Source organism: Halorussus pelagicus, assembly GCF_004087835.1.
Lineage (GTDB): Archaea > Halobacteriota > Halobacteria > Halobacteriales > Haladaptataceae > Halorussus > Halorussus pelagicus.
On sequence record NZ_CP035119.1, the window covers coordinates 540595 to 560312 of the forward strand.

16 protein-coding genes and 1 tRNA gene are annotated in these 19718 nt (G+C 66.0%); 9 read left to right on the plus strand and 8 right to left on the minus strand.

The genetic code is table 11. The annotated features are described in order from the left end of the window. Nucleotides 1–97 precede the first annotated feature (97 nt). The 3 genes from EP007_RS02775 to EP007_RS02785 all read left to right on the plus strand — a co-directional run bounded on the left by EP007_RS02775 (nt 98) and on the right by EP007_RS02785 (nt 3060). Complete coding sequence (locus EP007_RS02775; protein WP_128476198.1) at nt 98–928, plus strand: ZIP family metal transporter; 831 nt, start codon at nt 98–100, stop codon at nt 926–928. Nucleotides 929–1009: 81 nt separating this feature from the next. Continuing rightward, entirely contained in the window at nt 1010–2023 is a 1014-nt protein-coding gene (locus EP007_RS02780) for a DUF1611 domain-containing protein (protein WP_128476199.1), read from the plus strand. Next, nucleotides 2020–3060 (plus strand): dipeptide epimerase, encoded by a 1041-nt coding sequence (locus tag EP007_RS02785; protein ID WP_128476200.1) that lies wholly within the window; start codon nt 2020–2022, stop codon nt 3058–3060. Before EP007_RS02780 ends, EP007_RS02785 begins: the two co-directional genes overlap by 4 nt. Nucleotides 3061–3123: 63 nt before the next feature. Here the strand turns inward: EP007_RS02785 and arcD are convergent, their stop codons facing one another. From arcD to hpt, 4 genes are all read right to left on the minus strand, one after another. Beyond that, entirely contained in the window at nt 3124–4605 is a 1482-nt protein-coding gene (gene arcD / locus EP007_RS02790; protein WP_128476201.1) for an arginine/ornithine antiporter ArcD, read from the minus strand. A gap of 171 nt (nt 4606–4776) precedes the next feature. Beyond that, complete coding sequence (locus EP007_RS02795) at nt 4777–6645, minus strand: threonine--tRNA ligase (protein WP_128476202.1); 1869 nt, start codon at nt 6643–6645, stop codon at nt 4777–4779. A gap of 52 nt (nt 6646–6697) precedes the next feature. Continuing rightward, entirely contained in the window at nt 6698–8080 is a 1383-nt protein-coding gene (locus EP007_RS02800) for a uracil-xanthine permease family protein (protein WP_128476203.1), read from the minus strand. Nucleotides 8081–8945: 865 nt separating this feature from the next. Further along, nucleotides 8946–9491: a hypoxanthine/guanine phosphoribosyltransferase gene (hpt, locus tag EP007_RS02805; RefSeq protein ID WP_128476204.1), complete on the minus strand. Its 546-nt coding sequence runs from the start codon at nt 9489–9491 to the stop codon at nt 8946–8948. Between the two features lie 131 nt (nt 9492–9622). Between hpt and EP007_RS02810 the strand changes: the two genes are divergently transcribed. Both EP007_RS02810 and EP007_RS02815 read left to right on the plus strand, forming a co-directional pair. Then, on the plus strand, nt 9623–10243 hold the full coding sequence (locus EP007_RS02810) for an FxsA family protein (RefSeq protein WP_208023522.1): 621 nt from the start codon (nt 9623–9625) through the stop codon (nt 10241–10243). A gap of 136 nt (nt 10244–10379) precedes the next feature. Then, nucleotides 10380–10453 (plus strand) — tRNA-Ile (locus EP007_RS02815). A gap of 179 nt (nt 10454–10632) precedes the next feature. Here the strand turns inward: EP007_RS02815 and EP007_RS02820 are convergent. The 3 genes from EP007_RS02820 to EP007_RS02830 all read right to left on the minus strand — a co-directional run bounded on the left by EP007_RS02820 (nt 10633) and on the right by EP007_RS02830 (nt 12294). After that, entirely contained in the window at nt 10633–10920 is a 288-nt protein-coding gene (locus tag EP007_RS02820; protein WP_128476206.1) for a hypothetical protein, read from the minus strand. Nucleotides 10921–10996: 76 nt separating this feature from the next. Further along, complete coding sequence (locus EP007_RS02825; protein WP_128476207.1) at nt 10997–11290, minus strand: hypothetical protein; 294 nt, start codon at nt 11288–11290, stop codon at nt 10997–10999. Further along, nucleotides 11287–12294: a DUF7490 domain-containing protein gene (locus EP007_RS02830; RefSeq protein ID WP_128476208.1), complete on the minus strand. Its 1008-nt coding sequence runs from the start codon at nt 12292–12294 to the stop codon at nt 11287–11289. The genes EP007_RS02825 and EP007_RS02830 overlap by 4 nt, the downstream gene beginning before the upstream one ends. A gap of 207 nt (nt 12295–12501) precedes the next feature. On the opposite strand from EP007_RS02830, the gene EP007_RS02835 reads away from it, so the two are divergent. The 4 genes from EP007_RS02835 to EP007_RS02850 all read left to right on the plus strand — a co-directional run bounded on the left by EP007_RS02835 (nt 12502) and on the right by EP007_RS02850 (nt 18079). Next, nucleotides 12502–13233 carry a metallophosphoesterase family protein gene (locus tag EP007_RS02835; RefSeq protein WP_128476209.1) on the plus strand — a complete coding sequence of 244 codons (732 nt, stop codon included), beginning with the start codon at nt 12502–12504 and terminating at the stop codon, nt 13231–13233. Next, nucleotides 13234–15573, plus strand: coding sequence for a polyphosphate kinase 1 (gene ppk1, locus EP007_RS02840; protein WP_128476210.1), 2340 nt, complete (start codon nt 13234–13236; stop codon nt 15571–15573). Nucleotides 15574–15734: 161 nt separating this feature from the next. Then, the gene (locus EP007_RS02845) at nt 15735–16529 is read left to right on the plus strand and encodes an HAD-IIA family hydrolase (protein ID WP_128476211.1); all 795 of its coding nucleotides are present in this window, start codon (nt 15735–15737) and stop codon (nt 16527–16529) included. Nucleotides 16530–16531: 2 nt separating this feature from the next. After that, nucleotides 16532–18079: a DASH family cryptochrome gene (locus tag EP007_RS02850; protein ID WP_368408097.1), complete on the plus strand. Its 1548-nt coding sequence runs from the start codon at nt 16532–16534 to the stop codon at nt 18077–18079. Here EP007_RS02850 and EP007_RS02855 read toward each other — a convergent pair whose 3' ends face one another. Then, nucleotides 18080–19708 carry a cryptochrome/photolyase family protein gene (locus EP007_RS02855; protein ID WP_128476213.1) on the minus strand — a complete coding sequence of 543 codons (1629 nt, stop codon included), beginning with the start codon at nt 19706–19708 and terminating at the stop codon, nt 18080–18082. Nucleotides 19709–19718: the final 10 nt, after the last annotated feature.

Consider the following 19718-nt stretch of genomic DNA (forward strand, 5'->3'; position numbering starts at 1 on the left):
CGCGGGGGGTTCAAAAAAGATGGTCGATGACGTGGTCTTGTCGGCCCTGAGTACCGCAATCGGAGGCCTTATTAACTGCACAGAACTCGTTAACAACATGCGACTCTCTCGTCTCGGTCTTCTCGGTCCCGTCGCGCTCGTCGCGCTCACGGCGTTCGCGTTGCGCGCGGGCACGCTCAAGGTTGCGATTATCGCGTGGGTGGCGTTCGCCGCGATGGCGGGCGCGGCGCTGGTGGGCGAGCGGTCCGGCGCGACGACCGACGCCGGGCGGTTGGTCTGGGGGTACGGACTCGCCAGCGGCGCGATGATAACCAGCGCGGCCGTCTTCATCGTGCCGGGAGCCATCGGCCACCACCCGAAGTTCGGCGGGTTCGGCATCGCCTTCGGCGTCCTCGTCGGGTTCTCGGCCCACACGCTCGGCCACCGCGCGACCCACATGGAACTGCCATTCGACCACACCGCCGCGGAGTTGACCGCCCACTCGTTCGCCGCGGGAGCCATCATCGGACTCGTCTACGGTAACATGCCCGACCCCGGACTCCTGCTCGGACTGGCCATCGTCTCTCACAAGGGTCCTGCGGGCTACGCCGCGGCCGACCGACTCCGCCGGGCCGACAAACCGGTCTCGGTCCTCCTGCTTCCGGCCGCGGGCGTCGGGATTACAGCGATTCCGTCCGCGCTTCTGAAACTCCCCTCCAGCGACCCCATCAACGGTCTCGTCTTCGGGTTCGCGGCGGGCGTGTTCCTCCACGTCGCCATGGATTTCCTCCCGCGATGTGAACTCGGCGGCGAGGTGTACGAGGTGGCCCAGATTACCGACGACGCCCACGACCTGCTCGACCGCCTCCGGGCCCACGCCGTGGCCAGCACTGGTCTCGGCGGCGTCGTGGTGTTCGTCGCGTGGCTACTCGTGCGGCCCGGTCCCTAGACCCCGCGACGACTCGTCAGCAATCTGTGATCCGTTACCGTCACACTGAGATTTATACCGCCGTATCGCAACCCTTCTCTCATGAGAGTCGCCGTACTCGCTCACGAGAAGTTCCCCGAGCGCGCGAAGACCGCGGTCGGCCTGTTGCGCTACGCCGATTACGACATCGAGGCGGTCCTCGACCGCGACAACGCCGGAAAGCGAGTCTCGGAGTTCGTCCCTGACGTGCAGGACGCACCCATCGTCGCCGAGATGGCCGACGCGCCCGAGGTGGACGCACTCATCGTCGGCATCGCCCCCATCGGCGGTGGGTTCGACGAGACGTGGCGCTCGGACGTGACCACCGCCTTGGAGCGCGGGACCGACCTGATTTCGGGTCTCCACTACTTCCTCGAAGACGACGAGGAGTTCGCCCGCCTCGCCGACGAGAACGACTGCGACATCTGGGACGTGCGAAAGCCCCCCGAGGACCTGACCGTCGCGCAGGGCGTCGCCGACGAAGTCGAGGCCGAAGTCGTCCTCACGGTTGGTACCGACTGCTCGGTCGGGAAGATGACCGCGACGATGGAACTGCTGGAGGCGGCCCGCGAGCGCGGCGCGGATGTCGGATTCATCCCGACCGGCCAGACCGGAATCATGATAGAGAACTGGGGCACGCCCATCGACCGCGTGGTCTCGGACTTCACCGCAGGCGCGGTCGAGGAGATGATTCTGGAGCGCGGCGACGACTACGACTACCTCTTCGTGGAGGGACAGGGGAGCATCGTCCATCCGGCCTATTCGGCGGTCACCTGCGGCATCCTCCACGGGTCGATGGCCGACAAACTCGTCCTCTGTCACGAGGCGGGCCGCGAGGCGGTCCACGGCTACGAGGAGTTCGACCTCCCGCCGGTCGCCGACTACGTGGACCTCTACGAGAATCTTGCCCGGGCAGTTTACGAAACCAAAATCGTCGCTGGCGCGCTCAACACGAAAGAGGTCGGCGACGACGAGGCGGCCCGCGACGCCGTCGAGACGTTCGCCGACGAACTCGACGCGCCCGCGACCGACCCGGTTCGATTCGACGCCGACGAGGTGTTAGACGAACTCCTATGACCCTCACGACCGAGTTCGAGCGCCTGTCGCTCCCGCTCGAAAACGCCTTCACCATCTCGCGGGGGACCCAAGAGACCGCCGAGAACGTCGCGGTCCGCATCGCCGACGACGAGGGCAACGAGGGCGTCGGGGCGGCCGCGCCCTCCAGCCATTACGGCGAGACGGCCGCCACCGTGGAGACCGTCCTCCCCGACCTCCTCGATGTAGTCGAGGAGGTCGGCGACCCCCACCAACTCCACCGCATCGAGCGCCGGATGCGCGAAACCGTCGAGCGCAACCCGGCCGCCAGATGCGCGGTCAGCGTCGCGCTCCACGACCTCGCGGCCAAGCGCGCGGACCTGCCGCTGTATCGCTATTGGGGACTCGACCCCGCGGAGACAGTTCCGACCTCCTACACCATCGGCATCGACACCACCGAGCGGATGGCCGAGAAGACCGAGACTGCGGTCGAGCGGGGCTACTCGGTCCTCAAGGTCAAGGTCGGCACCGACCGCGACGAGGAGATACTCTCGACGGTCCGGGAACACGCGCCCGACGCGACGATTCGGGTGGACGCCAACGAGGCGTGGTCGCCCCGCGAAGCCGTCCGGAAAATCGAGGCCGTGGCCGAGTACGACCTCGAATTCGTCGAGCAACCCGTCTCGGCCGACGACCCCGAGGGCCTGAAGTTCGTCCGCGACCGCTCGCCGCTCCCCATCGCGGCCGACGAGTCGTGCGTGACGCTCGCGGACATCCCCCGAATTGCGGACACGGTGGACATCGCCAATCTGAAACTGATGAAATGCGGCGGTCTCAGGGAAGCCAAGCGCATGATTCACGCCGCTCGCGCGCACGGACTGGAGGTCATGCTCGGGTGCATGATTGAGACGAACGCCGCCATCTCGGCGGCGGCCCACCTCGCGCCCCTGCTGGACTACGCCGACCTCGACGGGTCGCTCCTGCTCGACGACGACCCCTATAGTGGTGTTCCGATGCCCGAGGGCGACATCGACCTCGCCGGATTCGACCGGCCGGGGACCGGCGCTCGCCGGGAGTAAGTCGGTGTTCGCGGACGGCACGCGAAACAACTCGCCCGGAAAAAGGGTCTCGGACGCGCCGTCTCAGTCGTCGGCCGCGACGGTGGCCGACGAGTCGGCAGCGTCGTTCGGCGTTGTCGCGCGTCCGGTCAGCGCCATGACGAACAGGACGAGCGGCGAGAGGAACGCGAAGAAGTAGTACGGGAAGTACGACCCCCAGAACGCCGACCAACTCGCTAACGAGAGCGTCGTCACGTCCAAGGCACTGGACATGTAGACCGCACCGGCGTGCCACGGGATGAGCGCACCGGTCGGGGTCCCCGCGGCCTCGACGGCGCGCGAGAGGTCGCTGCTCTCCAAGTCGTAGTCGTCGTAGAGGTTCCGGAGCGTCATCCCCGGAATCACGATGGCCATGTACTGCTGGGCGCTGAAGACGTTGACCAGAATCGCCGACAGGCCGGAACTCACGACGAGGCTGGTCGAACTGCGGACCGCCTGCACGAGGTGGTGGGCCAGCACTGCGAGGACGCCGATTCCTTCGAGGATTCCGCCGAGCGCGAGCGCGGCGACGACGACGGTGATGGTCCACGCCGACCCGGAGAGACCATCGACGTGCAGTAGTTTGTTGACCAACTTGGTGCCGGTCTGGGGTTCGGTCCCTATCAGGAACACGTCCCACGCGGCGGTGAACCCGACACCCTGCACCGCGAACGTCGTGAAGACGCCCGCGAAGACGCCCGCCACGAGCGAGGGGAGCGCCGGGTAGCCGTAGAGCGCGAGACCGAAGGTGACGACCAGCGGCAAGAACACGAGCGGCGAGAGGCTGTAGGTGCCCGCCAGCGCGCCCTGAATCTCGGCGACCTGCCCCTCGGGAATCGCTCCGCCCGCGCGGAGACCGAGGACGGCGTAGAGGATGATCGAGAGACCGAGCGCGACCACGGTGCCGGTCCGCATCGCCCGGATGTGGTCGAAGAGGTCCGTGTTCGTGACGGCGGCCGCGAGGTTGGTCGTGTCCGAGAGGGGCGACTGCTTGTCGCCCGCGTACGCCCCGCTCAGAATCGCACCCGCCGTCATCGGTGCGGGGATGCCGAGACCCGACCCGATGCCGATGAACGCGACGCCGAGCGTGCCAGCGGTGGTCCACGACGACCCGATAGAGAACGCGACGAGTGCCGCGAGAATCGCGGTCACGGGCAGGAACACCTCGGGCGTGAGTATCGACAGCCCGTAGTACATCATACCGGGAATTGTGCCCGCGCTAACCCACGTAGCGATGAGCGCGTAGATTGTGAACAGGATGAGAAGCGCCTGTAGCCCCATCAGCAGGCTGTTGGCCATGCCGTCGTACAGGTCGTCCCACGAGAGATCGAGCCAGAAGTAGCCGACCAGTCCCGTGAGAACGATGCTCCAGAGGAGCGGCGCGTGGGGCGCGAGTCCGAGATACCCCGAGCCGATTCCGAGGAAAACGATGACGCCGAGAACGGGGACGAGAGCCTGCGCCAGCGTCGGCCGCCGCTCGGGCGACAGTTCGTCGTACGTCAGCGGTTCGAAGTCGAGTGAAGCCATGTGAGCAGGATATTACTTGAGGGTATTAAACAACCACGGTTTTATTCGCATAAGGAATATTCAACTTGAGGGTTGGCACCGATAAACATGCCTACAGCGCGTCGAGCGGACCTGTACGTAGCGAACACGAAATTGTCGCGTTCTCCTAAGACGCCGCCTCGAAAACTCCGGCTACCGACCCGCGAAGCTCGGGCGCTTACTGACTCGTTTCGGGAGGTAGCGCCGCTTTTTCGGCGAGTCACCGATGTCGGCAAGGACTGCCGACTCTAACTCCCCGAACGTCAATTCGCGCTCCTCGCCCTCGCCGCGGACGGTCACCGCCAACTGCTCGTCGTCGGTTTCGACCTCGCGGTCGCCGACCACGACGTAGTAGGGTACCCAGTCGGACTCGGCGGTTGCGATGCGCTTGCCGACCGTCTCGTCGCGCTCGTCCACGTCGGCGCGGATACCCGACGACCGGAGGTCGTCGGCGAGCGCATCGCAGTAGTCACCGTGTTCGTCGCCGACCGGGACGAACCGGACCTGCGTGGGCGAGAGCCATGTCGGGAGTCGCGGAACGTCTCGCTCGGCGGCCGTTTCGAGGAGGGCGGCCAGCACGCGCTCGATGCTCCCGGTCGGCGAGGAGTGGAGAATCGGCGGATGGCGCGTCTCCTCGCCCGTGCTGTACTCGATGTCGAACCGTTCGGCGCTCTCTACGTCAAGTTGCACGGTGGGAATCTCGATGGGACGACCCAGCCCGTCGATGACCGCGAAGTCCACCTTCGCCGACCAGTGGTAGCGACGCTCGGGCAGAATTTCGAGCAAGGCGGGCGTGCCGAGGTCTTCGGCAAGCGACTCAACCCACGCCTCGTTGTCGTCGTAGAACTCGCGGGTCACGCGAATCGCGGGTTCGTAGTTCAGGCCGAGGTCGTCGCTGGTCCGGAGCGCGAGGGTCGCCTGCGCCCGGAGTTCCGCTTTGGCCTGTTCCACGTCGCGGGTCGCGGTGTGCATGTCGGGCATCATGAACGCGCGCTGGCGGGTCAGGCCCGCGACTTCGCCGCGCCGTTCGCGCCGGAACGAGGTGGCCGTCTCGTAGAGGCGAAGCGGGAGGTCGGACTCCGCAATCTGCATGTCCCGCATGACGGAGAACTGGCCGACACAGGCCGCCGGTCGGAGCATCGTCGGGCGGTCGCCCGACTCGAAGCGATACTGGCGCTCGCCGAACGTCTCGGCGTGTTCCCGGACCGCCCGCACTCCGAGGTCGTACATCGCGGGCGTCTCGACGGGCATCCCGCCGTACTCGACCGCGAGGTCGTCAACGTACTCGACGAGGGAGTCCCGAATTAGCTTCCCGCGGGGGTACCACCGAAGGGTGCCCGCGTCGCTCATCTCGTCGTCGCCGACCAGTTCCTGCTCGCGCATCAACTCGACGTGGGGCGGTTGCTCGCCCGCGTTGGCGGTCTCGCGCTCCACTTCGTCGGCGACGAGCGCGCGCATGTCGTCGCTCACGCGGTCGTCGTCCTCCGCGTCGAGCGAGTCGATGGCGTCCGTCGCCGGGAGGTCGGCGGTCTCGCCGTCGGAAAACGCGAGTTTCCAGTCGCTCGACGCGCGTTCGTCGCTTCCGTCCTCCTCGCCGCGCTCGGGCGTGACGTGCCGGGAGAGTTCCGAGAGCGGGTGACCCTTGCAGGCGACCTCGAAGGACGTGTACCAGCCGAAGGGTGCCCGCAGGACCTCGTAGTCTCCGTCGAGGGCGTTTTCGAGGTCCCGGAGGACGTTCGTAGCGCTCTCGGGGGCCGCGAGGTCGTCGCTCAGGTGAGCGTAGGGGTAGAGAACAATTTTCCGGGTGTTCAACTGGTCGGTCACGTCGCGTACCTCGTCGGCGGCATTTGCGACCGCGGCGTCGAGGTCGGCCTCGTCTCCGGTCTCGACGCTGACGAACGCGGTCACGCAGTCCTCCATCCGGCCCGCCATCGGGACGCCCTCGGTCTCGGCGATACCCTCCCCGGTCTCCGTGGTGGTCTCGAACTCCAGATGGTCGGAGTGGACGAACAGCAGTCGCATGGAGGGAGTGACCGCATCTGCGGGGAAAAGTGTGCCGAGGTTCGCTGCTCGTTTAATCGTCCGCGGACGCGGGCGGTTCCTCCGTCTCGGCGACCGATTCCTCGGGGGGCGCGTCGAACAGCGGACTCTGCTCGCCGGGCGTGAGCGTGTTGAAGACGAGCGCGGTCAGCGCGGTGACGACGACTGGTTCGCCGAAGAAGGTCTGGGCGGCACTCGGGAGACCCTGAATCGCGTCGGGGCGCGTGGCGACGCCGAGACCGAGACCGAGCGACACCGCGAGGATGACCATGTTCCGGCGGTCGAGATCGGTGTGGAGAAAGACGAGGCGCGCGCCGCTGGCGGCGACCATCCCGGACATCAGCAAGACTGCGCCGCCGAAGACGGGACTCGGGATGGTGGCGACCGCCGCGCCGACTTTCGGGCTAAGTCCGAGGACCGCGAGGATGGCCCCGGCGACACCGACGACGTGGCGACTCATGACGCCGGTGAAGTTGACGATGCCCGCGTTCTGCGAGAATGAGGTGACGGGGAACGCGCCGAACGCCGCGCCGAGCGAACTCAGCAGGCCGTCGGTGAACAGACCGCCGCGTAGTTCCTCGCTGTCGGGCGTGCGACCCTCGGCGGCCGTGACGCTCGACATGTCGCCGACTGTCTCCATCGCCGAGACCAGAAAGAGAAAGGCGAAGGTGACGATTGGGACCGGTTCGAACTCGAACCCGAACGCGCCGGGGTTGGGGACCGCGACCCACGACGCCGACGCGACCGGCGAGAAGTCAACGAGACCGAGCGCGAGCGCAGCGACGTAGCCGACAGTGAGACCGACGAGCGTGCTGAGGAGTCGCGTGACGCCGTCGGTGAAGAGGTTGAGCGCGACCGAGACGAACAGGACCAGCGCGGCGAGACCGACGTTGTGGGCCGCGCCGTAGTCGCTCGCGCCGACGCCGCCCGCCGAGTAGTCCATCGCCACCGGGACGAGGTAGAGTCCGATGATGATGACGACGAGTCCGGTCACGAGCGGCGGGAAGAACGGTTCGATGCGGTCGAACTGCCAGCCGATGATACCCTCCACGACGAAGCCCGTGACCAGTATCGCGCCGAAGACGGCCCCGAGTCCGTAGCTCGCGCCGATTGAGGAGGCCGCGCCGACGAAGGTGAAACTGGTCCCCATCACGATGGGGAGTTTGGCTCCGACCGGGCCGACCGTGTAGGCCTGCACGACGGTCGCCAGTCCGGAGAACAGCAGGACCATCTGGACGATGTAGGCCGTGTCACCCGCGCTCAGGCCGACCGCGCCCGCGACGATGAACGCCACCGCGGTCGCCGGAACCAGCATGACCGCGACGTGCTGGAGTCCCAGCAGGAGGGACTTAGGCCACGGCGGCCGGTCGTCGAGTTCGTAATCGAGGTCTATCTCGCCGTCCGTGTCTGTCGCCATTATACTCCCGACGAACGGGTCGGGTTCAATAATTGTTTCGCGTTCGAGCGCATATTTGGTTCTAGAAGGGAAGTAATATGCAAGTTTGTGTATTATTCGTACGTCGGTTTCGCTCGGTGGAACGTTCGACCCGGCGCGTGCGGGCGCGGCCTGCGAGTGGCCGCGCCCATCCGCGCGAGGGCTGAGTAGTCTGCGAACGCGGTTCGCAGACAACGCAGGCGGTTGGGGAGGCGTGAGGCTGATGCGGGGCGGTAGCGGTGCGGAGTGGTGCTGTGGCGTCGTGGCGGTGCCGTGCGGTGTGAGTTGTTCAAGCCTGAAGCTAGCTTCTACTCGTCTTCAGTACCACAGTTAGCTCGGACGGTTACTATCTCGAAAGATTCTAATTGACACTGATTGACGAAAATCCATACTCTTCACTTTCACTTCGCTTACGAAGCTTTTTATATTATTGTCAACGGACAGTCTGATAGCGTCGCCAAAACGACGCAAGTCCCACAGTCGGGGCGACCCCTACGAACGATGATTGAGGTGTCTCATCTCCCTGCGCTCTCTGCAGGCATGTTTGCAGGTACAGTCTTGCTGCTCTACGGAGTCAGCTTTGGCAAGGTCGTTATGATCCTCTGCCTGTGCTGCTGGCTTCTCGGGCAGTACATCACCGCCCGAACGAAAGCGGAGTAAGTGACGGCGGTCCCGCCGCTCCTCTGTGGCGGGTTTTCTTGGAGAACGATGATTGAAGTGTCCTAGCCCCGCGCATCCACAGGCACGTCGAGGTTATCGGCCTGCCCTGTTGGATTGCACGACTTGGGACGTTGGCGAGTTGCCAACGCTAGCTATTCGTTGCGCATCCGTCATAAGCATATCGCACCTAGTGAATCGTCACTTCGAAGTCCTCGACGGAGATATCGACCAGACTCGTCGCCTCGTACTCCGTCTCGTCGAGCGCCGTCTCGCCGAGTTTCCGGATGACGACCGCGATGTCCGCGATTTCCGCGCCGATTTCGTCCATCGCGTCGCAGATGGAGGCCAGCGTCCCGCCGGTCGAGAGCAGGTCGTCCACGATGAGGACGCGGTCGCCCTCCTCGATGTCGTTGATGTACATCTCCGACTCGGAGTAGCCCGTGGTCTGGTGGAGCGCGACTTCGCCCTCCAGTCCGTACTCGCGCTTGCGGATGACCACGAGGGGCACGTCGGTCTGGAGCGAGAGCGCGGTGGCGATATGGATGCCCATCGCCTCGGGGGCGACGATTTTGTCCACGTCGAGGTCGGCCGCCTGCGTGATGCCGACGACGACTTCCCGAAGCAGTTCGGGTTCGAGCATCGGCACGCCGTTGCTGATGGGGTGAACGAGGTACTGATAGCCGTCTTTGTCGATAATCGGTGCTTCGTGGAGTGACTCGCGGAGTCGTTCCATGGCGATGGTTGGTAGAAACGGTCCAAAAACGGTTCGCTCTCGGCGCGAGCGAACGCGGACGGCCGACGAACACTCTCGGCACCTAAAACGTTTTAGGGCGCGAACGACTACCATCGGCCAAGACAGCACTGATGAAACGCGTACTCTTCGGACTCCTCCTCATCCCGCTCTTAGACGCGCTGTTCCTCGTCGTCGTGGCGAGCGAACTCGGACCCGCGCTGACGGTGGCGCTGGTCGTCCTGACCGCGCTAATCGGAACGCTGTTCGTCCGCGCGGAGGGCCGTCACACCATCCGGAAGCTACAGAAAGCGGTCGGCGAGGGCAGGGTCCCGACCGACGAACTGACCGACGGCGCGCTCCTCATCGCGGCGGGCGCGTTCCTGCTCACGCCGGGTCTCGTCACGGACAGCGTGGGGTTCCTTCTGGCGTTCCCGCCCTCGCGCATCCTCGTCCGCGAGGCGGTCCAGAAGTGGTTCGTCAAGCCCTATCTCGAGAAGAAAACCAACGGGTTCGCCACCGGCAACGTCTACACCTTCGGGTTCCCGAACGCCGAGGATGTCGGTGCGGGCGGAGCGAGCGCGGGCGGTGGGAATCCGGGCCACGCTGGCGCAGGGAGTGCAAGTCCCGGCGCGAGCGGAACGAGTTCGGGGTCGCGGAGCCACTCCGACGCCTCGGAGGACACCTACCGCGTGGACGACGACGCCTACGACATCGAGTCCGAGGAGCGCGAGGACGGCGAGAAAGAGACGTAGCGCGGCCGGTTGCGCTCAAGCGACGACGAGGCAAAACGGGCGGGCGATTGTCCGGAAAACACCGTGAGGGCGTGCCGAACCGGCATCGAAAGGAAACGCTTAAACATTCAAGGGCGCAAGCAGAGAATGCGTTCGAGGGCCAATAGCTCAATTAGGTTGAGCGCTCGGCTGATAACCGGGAGGTTCGCGGTTCAAATCCGCGTTGGCCCACTCCCTTTCCTCACGTTTCCTGTCCGATAGAGAAACAATTCCTGATACACCTCAGGGGGCGAAATACTGGGCTTTCCCAGCTTCTAGAAGCGAATGTTCTTCCGAGAGTTCGTTCGGAGTACGAACGCAACCCGACGCCGGATAGCGAGTTGCGTAGCCGACGGTACCGGACGACCGCTTCAGAAGTCCATCTCCCGAGCAAGCATCTGTGCCGCGGCTTTCGCTTTCATCTCGTCCCAATCGTCGAAGTTGCTGTTCGCGGCGACGTACGCGTCGAACTCGTCGTCGGGGACCGCTTTGAGGTCCTCCTCGCCGTCGATCTCCCACTGGCTGTTGCCGAAGAAGTCCCAGAGCGAATCGTGGTCGGTGTGTTCCTGCATGAAACTCGGCGGGAACACGTCCTCGTCGTCAATGTCCGGTTCTTCATCGCCTTGCAGTTCGATGGAACCCTCTGATTCGATGTCCATAGGGGTTCTTTCCCCTCTAATGCTTATTAATTTTTTGTAGAATTGGATTCCGCCCGCCGAACCGAATCGGTCGGGCCTACTCTCCGCTCAGTTCCCGCACCGTCCGCGAGATGCCGATGCCCGAGACCAACAGCACGACCAGATTGAACGCCGCGCGGAACAGCGACCGGTACTCGGCCGTAATGAACGTGTTGATGGTGGCGTTGACGCTGGCGTACAGTTGAATCACCGCGACGACGGCGAGCAGGACGAACAGCGCCAGCGCGGCCCGGTAGAGGTTCGTCCGTATCTCGAATCCGGAAGTCGTCGTCGGCGTCTGCTGGTGAGTCGATTCCTCGGTCATTTCCGTGTCGGTGTTAGTCTCGGTCATGATTGCCTCCGTGCGAGCAGCAGTGCGCCGCCCAGCGCGGCGACTGCGACGCCGACCCCGAATCCGGGGACGCTACCGTCCGCGTCGGAGCTGGCCGTCGTCTCGCGCGCTCCGCGGTTGGTGTCGCCGTCCTCGAAGTCGCTGACCTTGATGCCGACCTCGCGGACCGTCTCGTTCGTGCGGACGGTCTCGGTCGGGTTCAGATTCGCCACGCTACGGGCTGTGCCGACGATGACGCCGTCTTTCCACAGTACCGCGTCGAGGTAATAGTTGTACTCGTCGGGGACGGTCAGTTCGACGCTCGGCGTCGCGGTTCGGCCGGGTCGGATGGTGCCGACTTCGACTTCGGTCCGGTTGGCGACGACGTTCGAGTCAGCCTGTCGCGCGGTGACGACGACTCGCAACTCCTCGGAGTCGGCGTCGCCCTCGTTGGTCAGGAACGTCGAAACGTCGAGCGTGGCGCGGTCGTTCTCGGCGTTCCGGACAGTGTACTCTATCGGCGGAAATCCGTCGCCGCTCTGCCAGTGGAACCGGACATCGGTCCGGGCGTACGCGGGCGTGAGCGTGCCGACGCCCCGGACCTCCGTGCTTCCGTCAGCGATGCGCGCGCCGTCGCGGTAGACCGCGGTTTCGACGCGGTAGCCACCGGCGCGTTCGACCGAGAGATTCTGGAGGACCGACACCTCGCGCTCGCCCGAGATGGGTTCGACGGCCGTTTCGGTCGTCGTCTCGACCAGTCCGGATTCGAGACCGACCGCCCGGACGCGGACGGTGACGTTCTCGGACTCGCCGCCCCAGTGTTCGAGGCGCGTATCGACCTGTAGGGTCGCGGTGCCGCCCGACACCGCCGTGGGTGCGATAGAGACCTCCTGAATGTCGAGGTGACCGGACCGAACGGGGTCGGACTCGGGTTGGGCTATCGCGCCGGGGACCACGGTGGCGGCGAGAAGCGACACCGCGACGACGACGGCGATTCCGCCCGCCAGCATCGTGTCGCGGTTCATATCGGGACGCTCACAGGTGCGCGTGAAGTGTTTTGTGGTCTGTCGAACACGACGGCACAGTCGCAACTGCTGACCGACCGGATTCACATCGTGTCGCCAGACGCCGATGGCGACGTGACCGGGAGGTCCCACCCTCCAGCGGTCTAAAAACCACTATATATCTCTCATAGTACCAGTTTAATACGGATTCACCCTCTCTAGAGGTGAATGGCTATTACTACCGGCGAGCAACTGTCGAAGGAGTCCGAGTCGCGTTTCGCCGAGGGCGTCCCCAACGAACGAATCGACGCCGAGGAGTGGGACGACATCTACGTCGTCGGCGATGTTCACGGTTGTCGAGCGGAACTGGAAACGCTGCTCGAACGCCTCGACGTGTCCGAGGACGACCTCGTGGTGTTCGTCGGCGACCTCGTGCGCAAGGGTCCCGACACCGAGGGCGTGTTGGACATCGTGCGCGAGCGGCCGAACCTCGTGAGCGTCCGCGGGAACAACGAAGCCAAAATTCTCCGCGGCGAGACCGACCTCGACCTCTCGGAAGCGAACGCCGAGTTCGTCCGGTCGCTCCCCGTCGCGCTCTCGTGGGCGGGCGCGCTGGTCGTCCACGGTGGCGTGGACCCCCGCCGCGACCTGCGCGACCACAGCGTCAACGACCTGCTGAACATGCGCGCGCCCCACGCCGACGAGGAGTACGTCGGTCCGCTCTGGTACGACGAGTACGACGGCGAGACGACCGTGTTCACGGGCCACACCGTCCACGAGCGCCCCCACGACGCCGACGGCGGAGTCGCCCTCGACACCGGATGCGTCCACGGCGGCGCGCTGACGGCCTACGACTGGGACCGCGAGGAGTTCGTCGCGGTCTCCGCCGAGGAGACCTACGTGGAACGCAGTGCGGACAAGGTCGTCCGGCTCGACGGCGACGAATCGGTGTTCCGATAGATGTCGAACGAGCCACCACGTTCCGACGACACCGCGGACGGCGAACGGGCCGACTCCCAGGAGGTGCGACCGGTAGACACCGAGAACGCGGCGATGGCAGACACCGCCGAGACGAACGGGAGCGACCTCGCCGCCTTGGAGGGAGACGACGACAGTTCCGAGACGACCACCGTCGTGTCCGACGCCGCCGATTCGGCCGACGCCCCGGCCGACTTCGACCGGTCGGACCCGGCGTACTACCTGAACCGGGAACTCAGCGAACTGGAGTTCCAGAAGCGCGTCCTCCACGAGGCGACCGACGAGCGCAACCCCTTGCTGGAGCAGGTGAAGTTTCTCTCCATCTTCACCACGAACATGGACGAGTTCTTCCGCAAGCGGGTCGGCGGCCTGAAACAGCAGATCGAAGCAGGCGTCACCGAGCGCACGCCGGACGGTCGCACCCCGCGCGAGCAGTGGGACGAGATACTCGAAATCGCTCGGCCGATGTTCGAGCGCCAGACCGAGTGCTACCACGAGACCGTCAGACCGGCGCTCGCCGACGCCGGAGTGCGGATTCTCGACTACGACGACCTCTCGGCCGACGAGCGCGGCGACCTCCGGGCGTACTTCGAGAGTTCGGTTCTCCCGACGCTGACGCCGCTGACGTTCGACCCGGCACATCCGTTCCCGCACATCTCGAACCTCAGCCTCTCGCTCGGGGTATTGACCCGCGAGAACCCCAACGACGACCTCACCTTCTCACGGGTGAAGGTCCCGCAGAACCGGCCGCGACTGGTCCGGGTCGGCGGCGACTCGGGCGACTCCGGTACGGAGAGCGCGAGTGCTGACGACCGGAACGCCCGTTTCGTCCTGATAGAGGACGTTATCGCCGACAACCTCGACTTGCTCTTTCCGAACGTCGAAATCGTGGACTACTCGACGTTCCGCGTCACTCGCAACGCCGAGGTCGGGCGCGACGAGGAGGTCGCCGAGGACCTCATCGAGATGATCGAAGAGGTCTTGGAAGAGCGCCGATTCGCCACCGTCGTCCGACTCGAAATCGAGGACGACGCCCACCCGCTCGTCCGCGAGATACTGGCCGACAGACTCGATTTGGACGACTGCGAGATATTCGAGCGCCGCGGCCCGCTGGCGTTCCGGGACTTCGACTCGCTGCTCGAACTGGACCGCCCCGACCTGAAACTCGACGACTGGTCGCCCAAGCCCCATCCGCGACTCGCGGACATCGGGACCGACGACCGCGACATCTTCGACGTGATTCGCGCTGACGACGTGCTGGTCCACCACCCGTACCACTCGTTTACCGGGACGGTCCAGCAGTTCCTCGAAACCGCGGCCCGCGACCCCGACGTGTTGGCCATCAAGGCCGCTATCTACCGGACCGCCAGCGACTCGAAGGTGGTCGAGACGCTCATCGAGGCCGCCCGGAACGGCAAGCAGGTCGCGGTGATGGTCGAGTTGAAAGCTCGCTTCGACGAGCAGAACAACTTGGAGTGGGCCAAGAAACTGGAAGCGGAGGGCATTCACGTCGCCTACGGCACCATCGGCTTCAAGACCCACACAAAGACCTCGCTGGTCGTCCGCGACGAGGACGACAGCGAGGGCGTCCAGTTGTACTCGCACGTCGGCACGGGCAACTACCACTCAGAGACCGCCAAGCGGTACGACGACCTCGGTCTACTGACCGCCGACCGCGACGTGGGCCAAGACCTCGTGAAGTTGTTCAACTACTTCACCGGCCACTCGCTCCACGAGCAGTACCGGGAACTGCTGGTCGCGCCGGGCAACATGCGCGAGCGCTTCGTGGACCTGATTCGCAACGAGGCCGAGTGCGCCCGCCGCGGCGAGGACGCCAGTATCACCGCCAAGGTGAACCGTCTGGAGGACCCCGAGATGGTCGCGGAACTCTACGAAGCGTCGATGGCGGGCGTCGATATTGACCTCGTCGTTCGAGACATCTGTCGGCTCCGCCCCGGATTGGCGGGCGTCAGCGACAACGTGGACGTGTACAGCGTCGTCGGCCGATTCCTCGAACACTCCCGCATCTACCGCTTCGGAAACGACGACCCCGGCTACTACGTCGGATCGGCCGACTGGATGACCCGGAACCTCGACAATCGGGTCGAGGCCATCGCGCCCATCGAGGACCCGCGACTGCAGTCGAAACTCGACTGGGTGTTGGAGACGTTCCTCTCGGACAACCGCAAGCGGTGGGTCATGCACTCGGACGGGAGCTACGAACAGATTCGACCCGCCGAGGGCGAGGCGGTCCGGAACGCACAGGAGACCTTCATGCGGGAGACCGAGGAGGCGCTTCGAAACCGAGACGGGTCGCGGTAGACCGCGGCCCGGAAGCACGGTCGTTCGAGACCGCCGTCGGAAACAGAGCCAAGGCGTCCGAGTCCTAACTCACCGACGATGCATATCGGGAAAACCGAGACCCCCCACTGTCGCCGTGACGCCTCCGAGACGGCCGCCCGCCTCGCGGAGGCGAGCGACCGATGACCGTCCGAAGCGTCGTCCTCGACGTGGACGGCACGCTAGTCCACGGCGACGAGGTGATTCCGGGAGCCATCGAGACGGTGGACCGACTCCGCGAGCGCGGACTGGACCTCCTGATGCTGTCGAACAACCCGACCCAGACGCCCGCGGCCTATGCCGCCCGTCTCGCGGACCTCGGGTTCACGGTCGGTCCCGACGACGTGGTGACTTCGGGGTCGCTGACCGCCGACTACGTGGCCGCCGAACACCCCGGTGCGGCGACCTACTTGGTGGGCGAGGCGGGCCTGCGCGAGATGTTGGCCGACCGGGGCGTTCCAGTCGTAACCGACCCCGACCGCGCCGAGGTCGTCGTCGCCTCCATCGACCGCGAGTTCAGTTACGACCGCCTCCGAGACGCGCTCTGGGCGCTGGAGGGCGCGGCGTTCGTCGCCTCGGACCCCGACCGGACGATTCCCGCGCCGGACCGACCGGTTCCGGGGTCGGGTCCCATCGTCGCCGCGCTCGCGGAGGCCGCCGACCGCGACCCCGACGCGATGCTCGGCAAGCCGGGCAAAACTGCGGCCGAGGCGGTCGAATCCCGCGTCGCGGGGCGGAACGAGGAGGTCCTCGTCGTCGGCGACCGACTCGACACGGACATCGCGCTCGGCGAGAACGCGGGCATGGCGACGGCGCTGGTCCTGTCCGGTATCACGACTCGCGCGGACACGGACTCGTCGCCGGTCGCGTCCGACTCGGTTCTCGACTCGGTGGCCGACCTGCCCGCTCTGCTGGATTCGTGGGAGGACGAGAGATGAGCGTGGATTCGTCCGTCGCGCTCGTCTGGTTCCGGCGCGACCTCCGACTGCACGACAATCAGACACTGGCCGCGGCCGTCGAGGACGCCGACCGCCTCCTGCCGGTCTACTGCTTCGACCCGCGCGAGTTCGGGCCGCGACCCTACGGCGGTCCCGACTCCTTCGAGTACGAGAAGACCGGTCCGCACCGCGCCCAGTTCCTGCGCGAGAGTGTCGCCGACCTCCGCGAGAACCTGCGCGAGCGAGATTCGGAGTTGGTGGTTCGCCACGGGCGGCCCGAGGAGGTCCTGCCAGATCTCGCGGACGCGGCGGACGCGTCGGCGGTCTACTGCCAGACGCTCCCCGCGCCCGAAGAGCGAGCGGTCGAGACGGGCGTCGAGCGCGCGCTGGCCGACCGCGGCGTCGAACTCCGGACGTGCTGGACCCACACGCTCCACCACCGCGACGACCTGCCGACGCCGGTCGCCGAGATTGCCGACACTTTCACGCCGTTCAAAGACCGCCTCGAAGCGAACAGTCGCGTGCGCGAGCCGATTGGGACACCTGAGTTGCCGCCCGCGCCTGCGTCCGTGGCCGCGGGTGCGGCCACGGACGCGAACTCGGAGGGACGGATTTCGCTCGGCGAGATTCCGAAATCGGACGCGCTCGGGGTCTCGTCCGTCGAAGCCCCGACTGCCGAGGAGGACGACCGCGCGGCGCTCGACTTCCGAGGCGGGGAGTCGGCCGGACTCGCGCGACTGGACGAGTTCATCTGGGAGCGCGACTGTCTGCGCGAGTACCGCGAGACCAGAAACGGTCTTCTCGGGCCGGACTACTCCTCGAAGCTCTCGGCGTGGCTGAATCTCGGGTGTCTGTCCCCTCGGCGAGTCTGCGCCGAGGTGGAACGCTACGAGACCGAACGCGTCGAAAACGACTCGACGTACTGGCTCGTCTTCGAGTTGCGCTGGCGGGACTTCTTCCAGTTTCAGGTCGCCAAGCACGGCGCGCAACTCTTTCGCCCGGAGGGTATCCGGGAGCGCGACGTGGACTGGCGAGACTGGTCGGACGCGCCGGACGAGTCGGACCAATCGAACGAGAACGCCGCCGCGTTCGAGCGATGGGCGGCGGGGCAAACCGGAATCCCGTTCGTGGACGCCGCGATGCGCGAGTTGGCCGCGACGGGCTACCAGTCCAACCGGGCGCGCCAGAACGCGGCGTCGTTTCTGGCCAACGACCTGCGAACCGACTGGCGTCGCGGGGCCGCCCACTTCGAGACCCTGCTCGTGGACTACGACCCCGCGAGCAACTACGGCAACTGGGCCTACGTCGCTGGCGTCGGCAACGACTCGCGGGACCGGTCGTTCGACGTGCTGTGGCAGGCCCACCGCTACGACCCCGACGCCGAGTACGTCCGGACGTGGTGTCCGGAACTGAGTGAGATTCCGGGTGGAAACGCGCACGAACCGTGGACGCTGACCGCCGACGAACAGGCCGAATACGGCGTCGAACTCGGGGACGACTACCCCGAACCGATGGTGGACCCCGGAATCTACGAGGGACCGGACGACTGACTAGAGGCTCCCATTCGCGGCCCGCTCTCGAACCTCGGCGGCGCGCTCGCGGATGGCGTCGAGTTCGTCGTCGCCTTTCCGGTCGAGATTGTGGTAGGTCAGCCCCATCCGGTGGTTGTCCCGAAGCGTCTCGTCGTTCTCCGCGAGGAAGTCCCAGTAGAGCGCGTTGAACGGACAGGCGTCTTCTCCCGTGGTCTCGTCGGGGTCGTACCGACAACCCTCACAGAAATCGCTCATCTTGTCCACGTAGTTCGCGCTCGCGGCGTACGGTTTCGTGGAGAGCGCGTCGGTGGCGAAGGTGCCCATCCCGACGACGTTGGGTGTCGTGACCCAGTGGTAGGCGTCCACGTAGCCGAAGTGGAACCAGCGATTCAGTTCGTGGGGGTCCGCGCCGTACATCAGCGCGAAGTTCGACAGAATCATCAGGCGCTCGATGTGGTGGCTGTACCCCCGGTTTCGGACGCGCCCAACGACGGTCTCCAGACAGCGCATCTCGGTCTCGCCGTCGTAGTACAGCGGCGGCAGGTCGCGGGTCGCATCGAGGTGATTCGCTCGTGCCATCTCGGGCATCCGGCGGCGGTAGGCGTGGCGGACGAACTCGCGCCACCCGAGGACCTGCCGGACGAACCCCTCGACGCTCTCGATGGGTGCCTCGTCGGCCTCGTAGGCGTCGATGGCGCGCTCGATTACCTCCTCGGGCCGGAGCAGGCCGAGGTTGAGCGCGGGCGACAGCAGGGCGTGGTTGCCCGACCACGACCGCGCGAGCATGGCGTCCTGATAGGGACCGAACTCGGGCAATCGCTCGGCGACGAACCTATCGAGGGCGGTCAGGGCCTGCTCGCGGGTGACCGGCCAGCGGAATCGGCCGTCTCGCGCTCCGTCTTCCTCCTCGTCCGCGAAGTCGGTGAGGTCGGTCCTCGCGGCGTCGGTCGGGTCCGCGTCCGCGACGCCGAGCGCGTCGTCGCCCCACGTCTCGAACTCGTCGCGCACCCAATCGGCGACGGCTTCGGTCGTCTCGGTCGCGTCGAACGCGGGTGGGTCGGGAAAATCGTACTCCGCGGGCGGGAACTGGCGGTTCTGTTCGTCGTAGTTCCACTCGCCGCCCGCGGGTCGGGAGTCTTCCTCAACGGACTCGTCGTCACAGCCCTCCATCAGATACCCCGTCCGCTCGCGCATCCAGCGATAGAACGTCTCTTGGCGGGGAATCGCGTCAGGAAAGCGCGTGTCGAACTCGTCGGGCGAACAGAGAAACAGGTCGTTCTCCACGAGGGTCAGCCGTCCCTCCTCGCCCGCGGCGTCGGTCACGAGGTCCCGGAGGCGGTCGGCCGCGCCGTGGCTCGCGGGTTTCATCGCGCGGAGGTGGTTGGCGGGGTGGTCGGCGAAGTGAGCGTCGAGGGCGTCGGCGAACGTCTCGGCCCGCCGGTACTCGACCTCGTAGCCAGCGTCGCGCAACTCGTCGCGGAAGTGGCGCATGGCGGCGAAGACGAGCGTGAGCTTCTGAGGGTGATACGGCATCCGGCGGGCGAACCCGCGCGACTCCACGAGGAGGACGCGCTCGTCGCCGGGCGAGCAGTTGGCGAGCGGTCCCGCGTCGGGATGCAACTGGTCGCCCAGAACCCAGACGGTCATGGTCGGCGCT

Excerpts from the sequence above, each read along its gene's own strand:
- EP007_RS02775 (WP_128476198.1), top strand. The coding sequence starts at position 98 with ATGCGACTCTCTCGTCTCGGTCTTCTCGGTCCCGTCGCGCTCGTCGCG.
- EP007_RS02780 (WP_128476199.1), top strand. The coding sequence starts at position 1,010 with ATGAGAGTCGCCGTACTCGCTCACGAGAAGTTCCCCGAGCGCGCGAAG.
- EP007_RS02785 (WP_128476200.1), top strand. The coding sequence starts at position 2,020 with ATGACCCTCACGACCGAGTTCGAGCGCCTGTCGCTCCCGCTCGAAAAC.
- arcD (WP_128476201.1), bottom strand. The coding sequence starts at position 4,605 with ATGGCTTCACTCGACTTCGAACCGCTGACGTACGACGAACTGTCGCCC.
- EP007_RS02795 (WP_128476202.1), bottom strand. The coding sequence starts at position 6,645 with ATGCGACTGCTGTTCGTCCACTCCGACCATCTGGAGTTCGAGACCACC.
- EP007_RS02800 (WP_128476203.1), bottom strand. The coding sequence starts at position 8,080 with ATGGCGACAGACACGGACGGCGAGATAGACCTCGATTACGAACTCGAC.
- hpt (WP_128476204.1), bottom strand. The coding sequence starts at position 9,491 with ATGGAACGACTCCGCGAGTCACTCCACGAAGCACCGATTATCGACAAA.
- EP007_RS02810 (WP_208023522.1), top strand. The coding sequence starts at position 9,623 with ATGAAACGCGTACTCTTCGGACTCCTCCTCATCCCGCTCTTAGACGCG.
- EP007_RS02820 (WP_128476206.1), bottom strand. The coding sequence starts at position 10,920 with ATGGACATCGAATCAGAGGGTTCCATCGAACTGCAAGGCGATGAAGAA.
- EP007_RS02825 (WP_128476207.1), bottom strand. The coding sequence starts at position 11,290 with ATGACCGAGACTAACACCGACACGGAAATGACCGAGGAATCGACTCAC.
- EP007_RS02830 (WP_128476208.1), bottom strand. The coding sequence starts at position 12,294 with ATGAACCGCGACACGATGCTGGCGGGCGGAATCGCCGTCGTCGTCGCG.
- EP007_RS02835 (WP_128476209.1), top strand. The coding sequence starts at position 12,502 with ATGGCTATTACTACCGGCGAGCAACTGTCGAAGGAGTCCGAGTCGCGT.
- ppk1 (WP_128476210.1), top strand. The coding sequence starts at position 13,234 with ATGTCGAACGAGCCACCACGTTCCGACGACACCGCGGACGGCGAACGG.
- EP007_RS02845 (WP_128476211.1), top strand. The coding sequence starts at position 15,735 with ATGACCGTCCGAAGCGTCGTCCTCGACGTGGACGGCACGCTAGTCCAC.
- EP007_RS02855 (WP_128476213.1), bottom strand. The coding sequence starts at position 19,708 with ATGACCGTCTGGGTTCTGGGCGACCAGTTGCATCCCGACGCGGGACCG.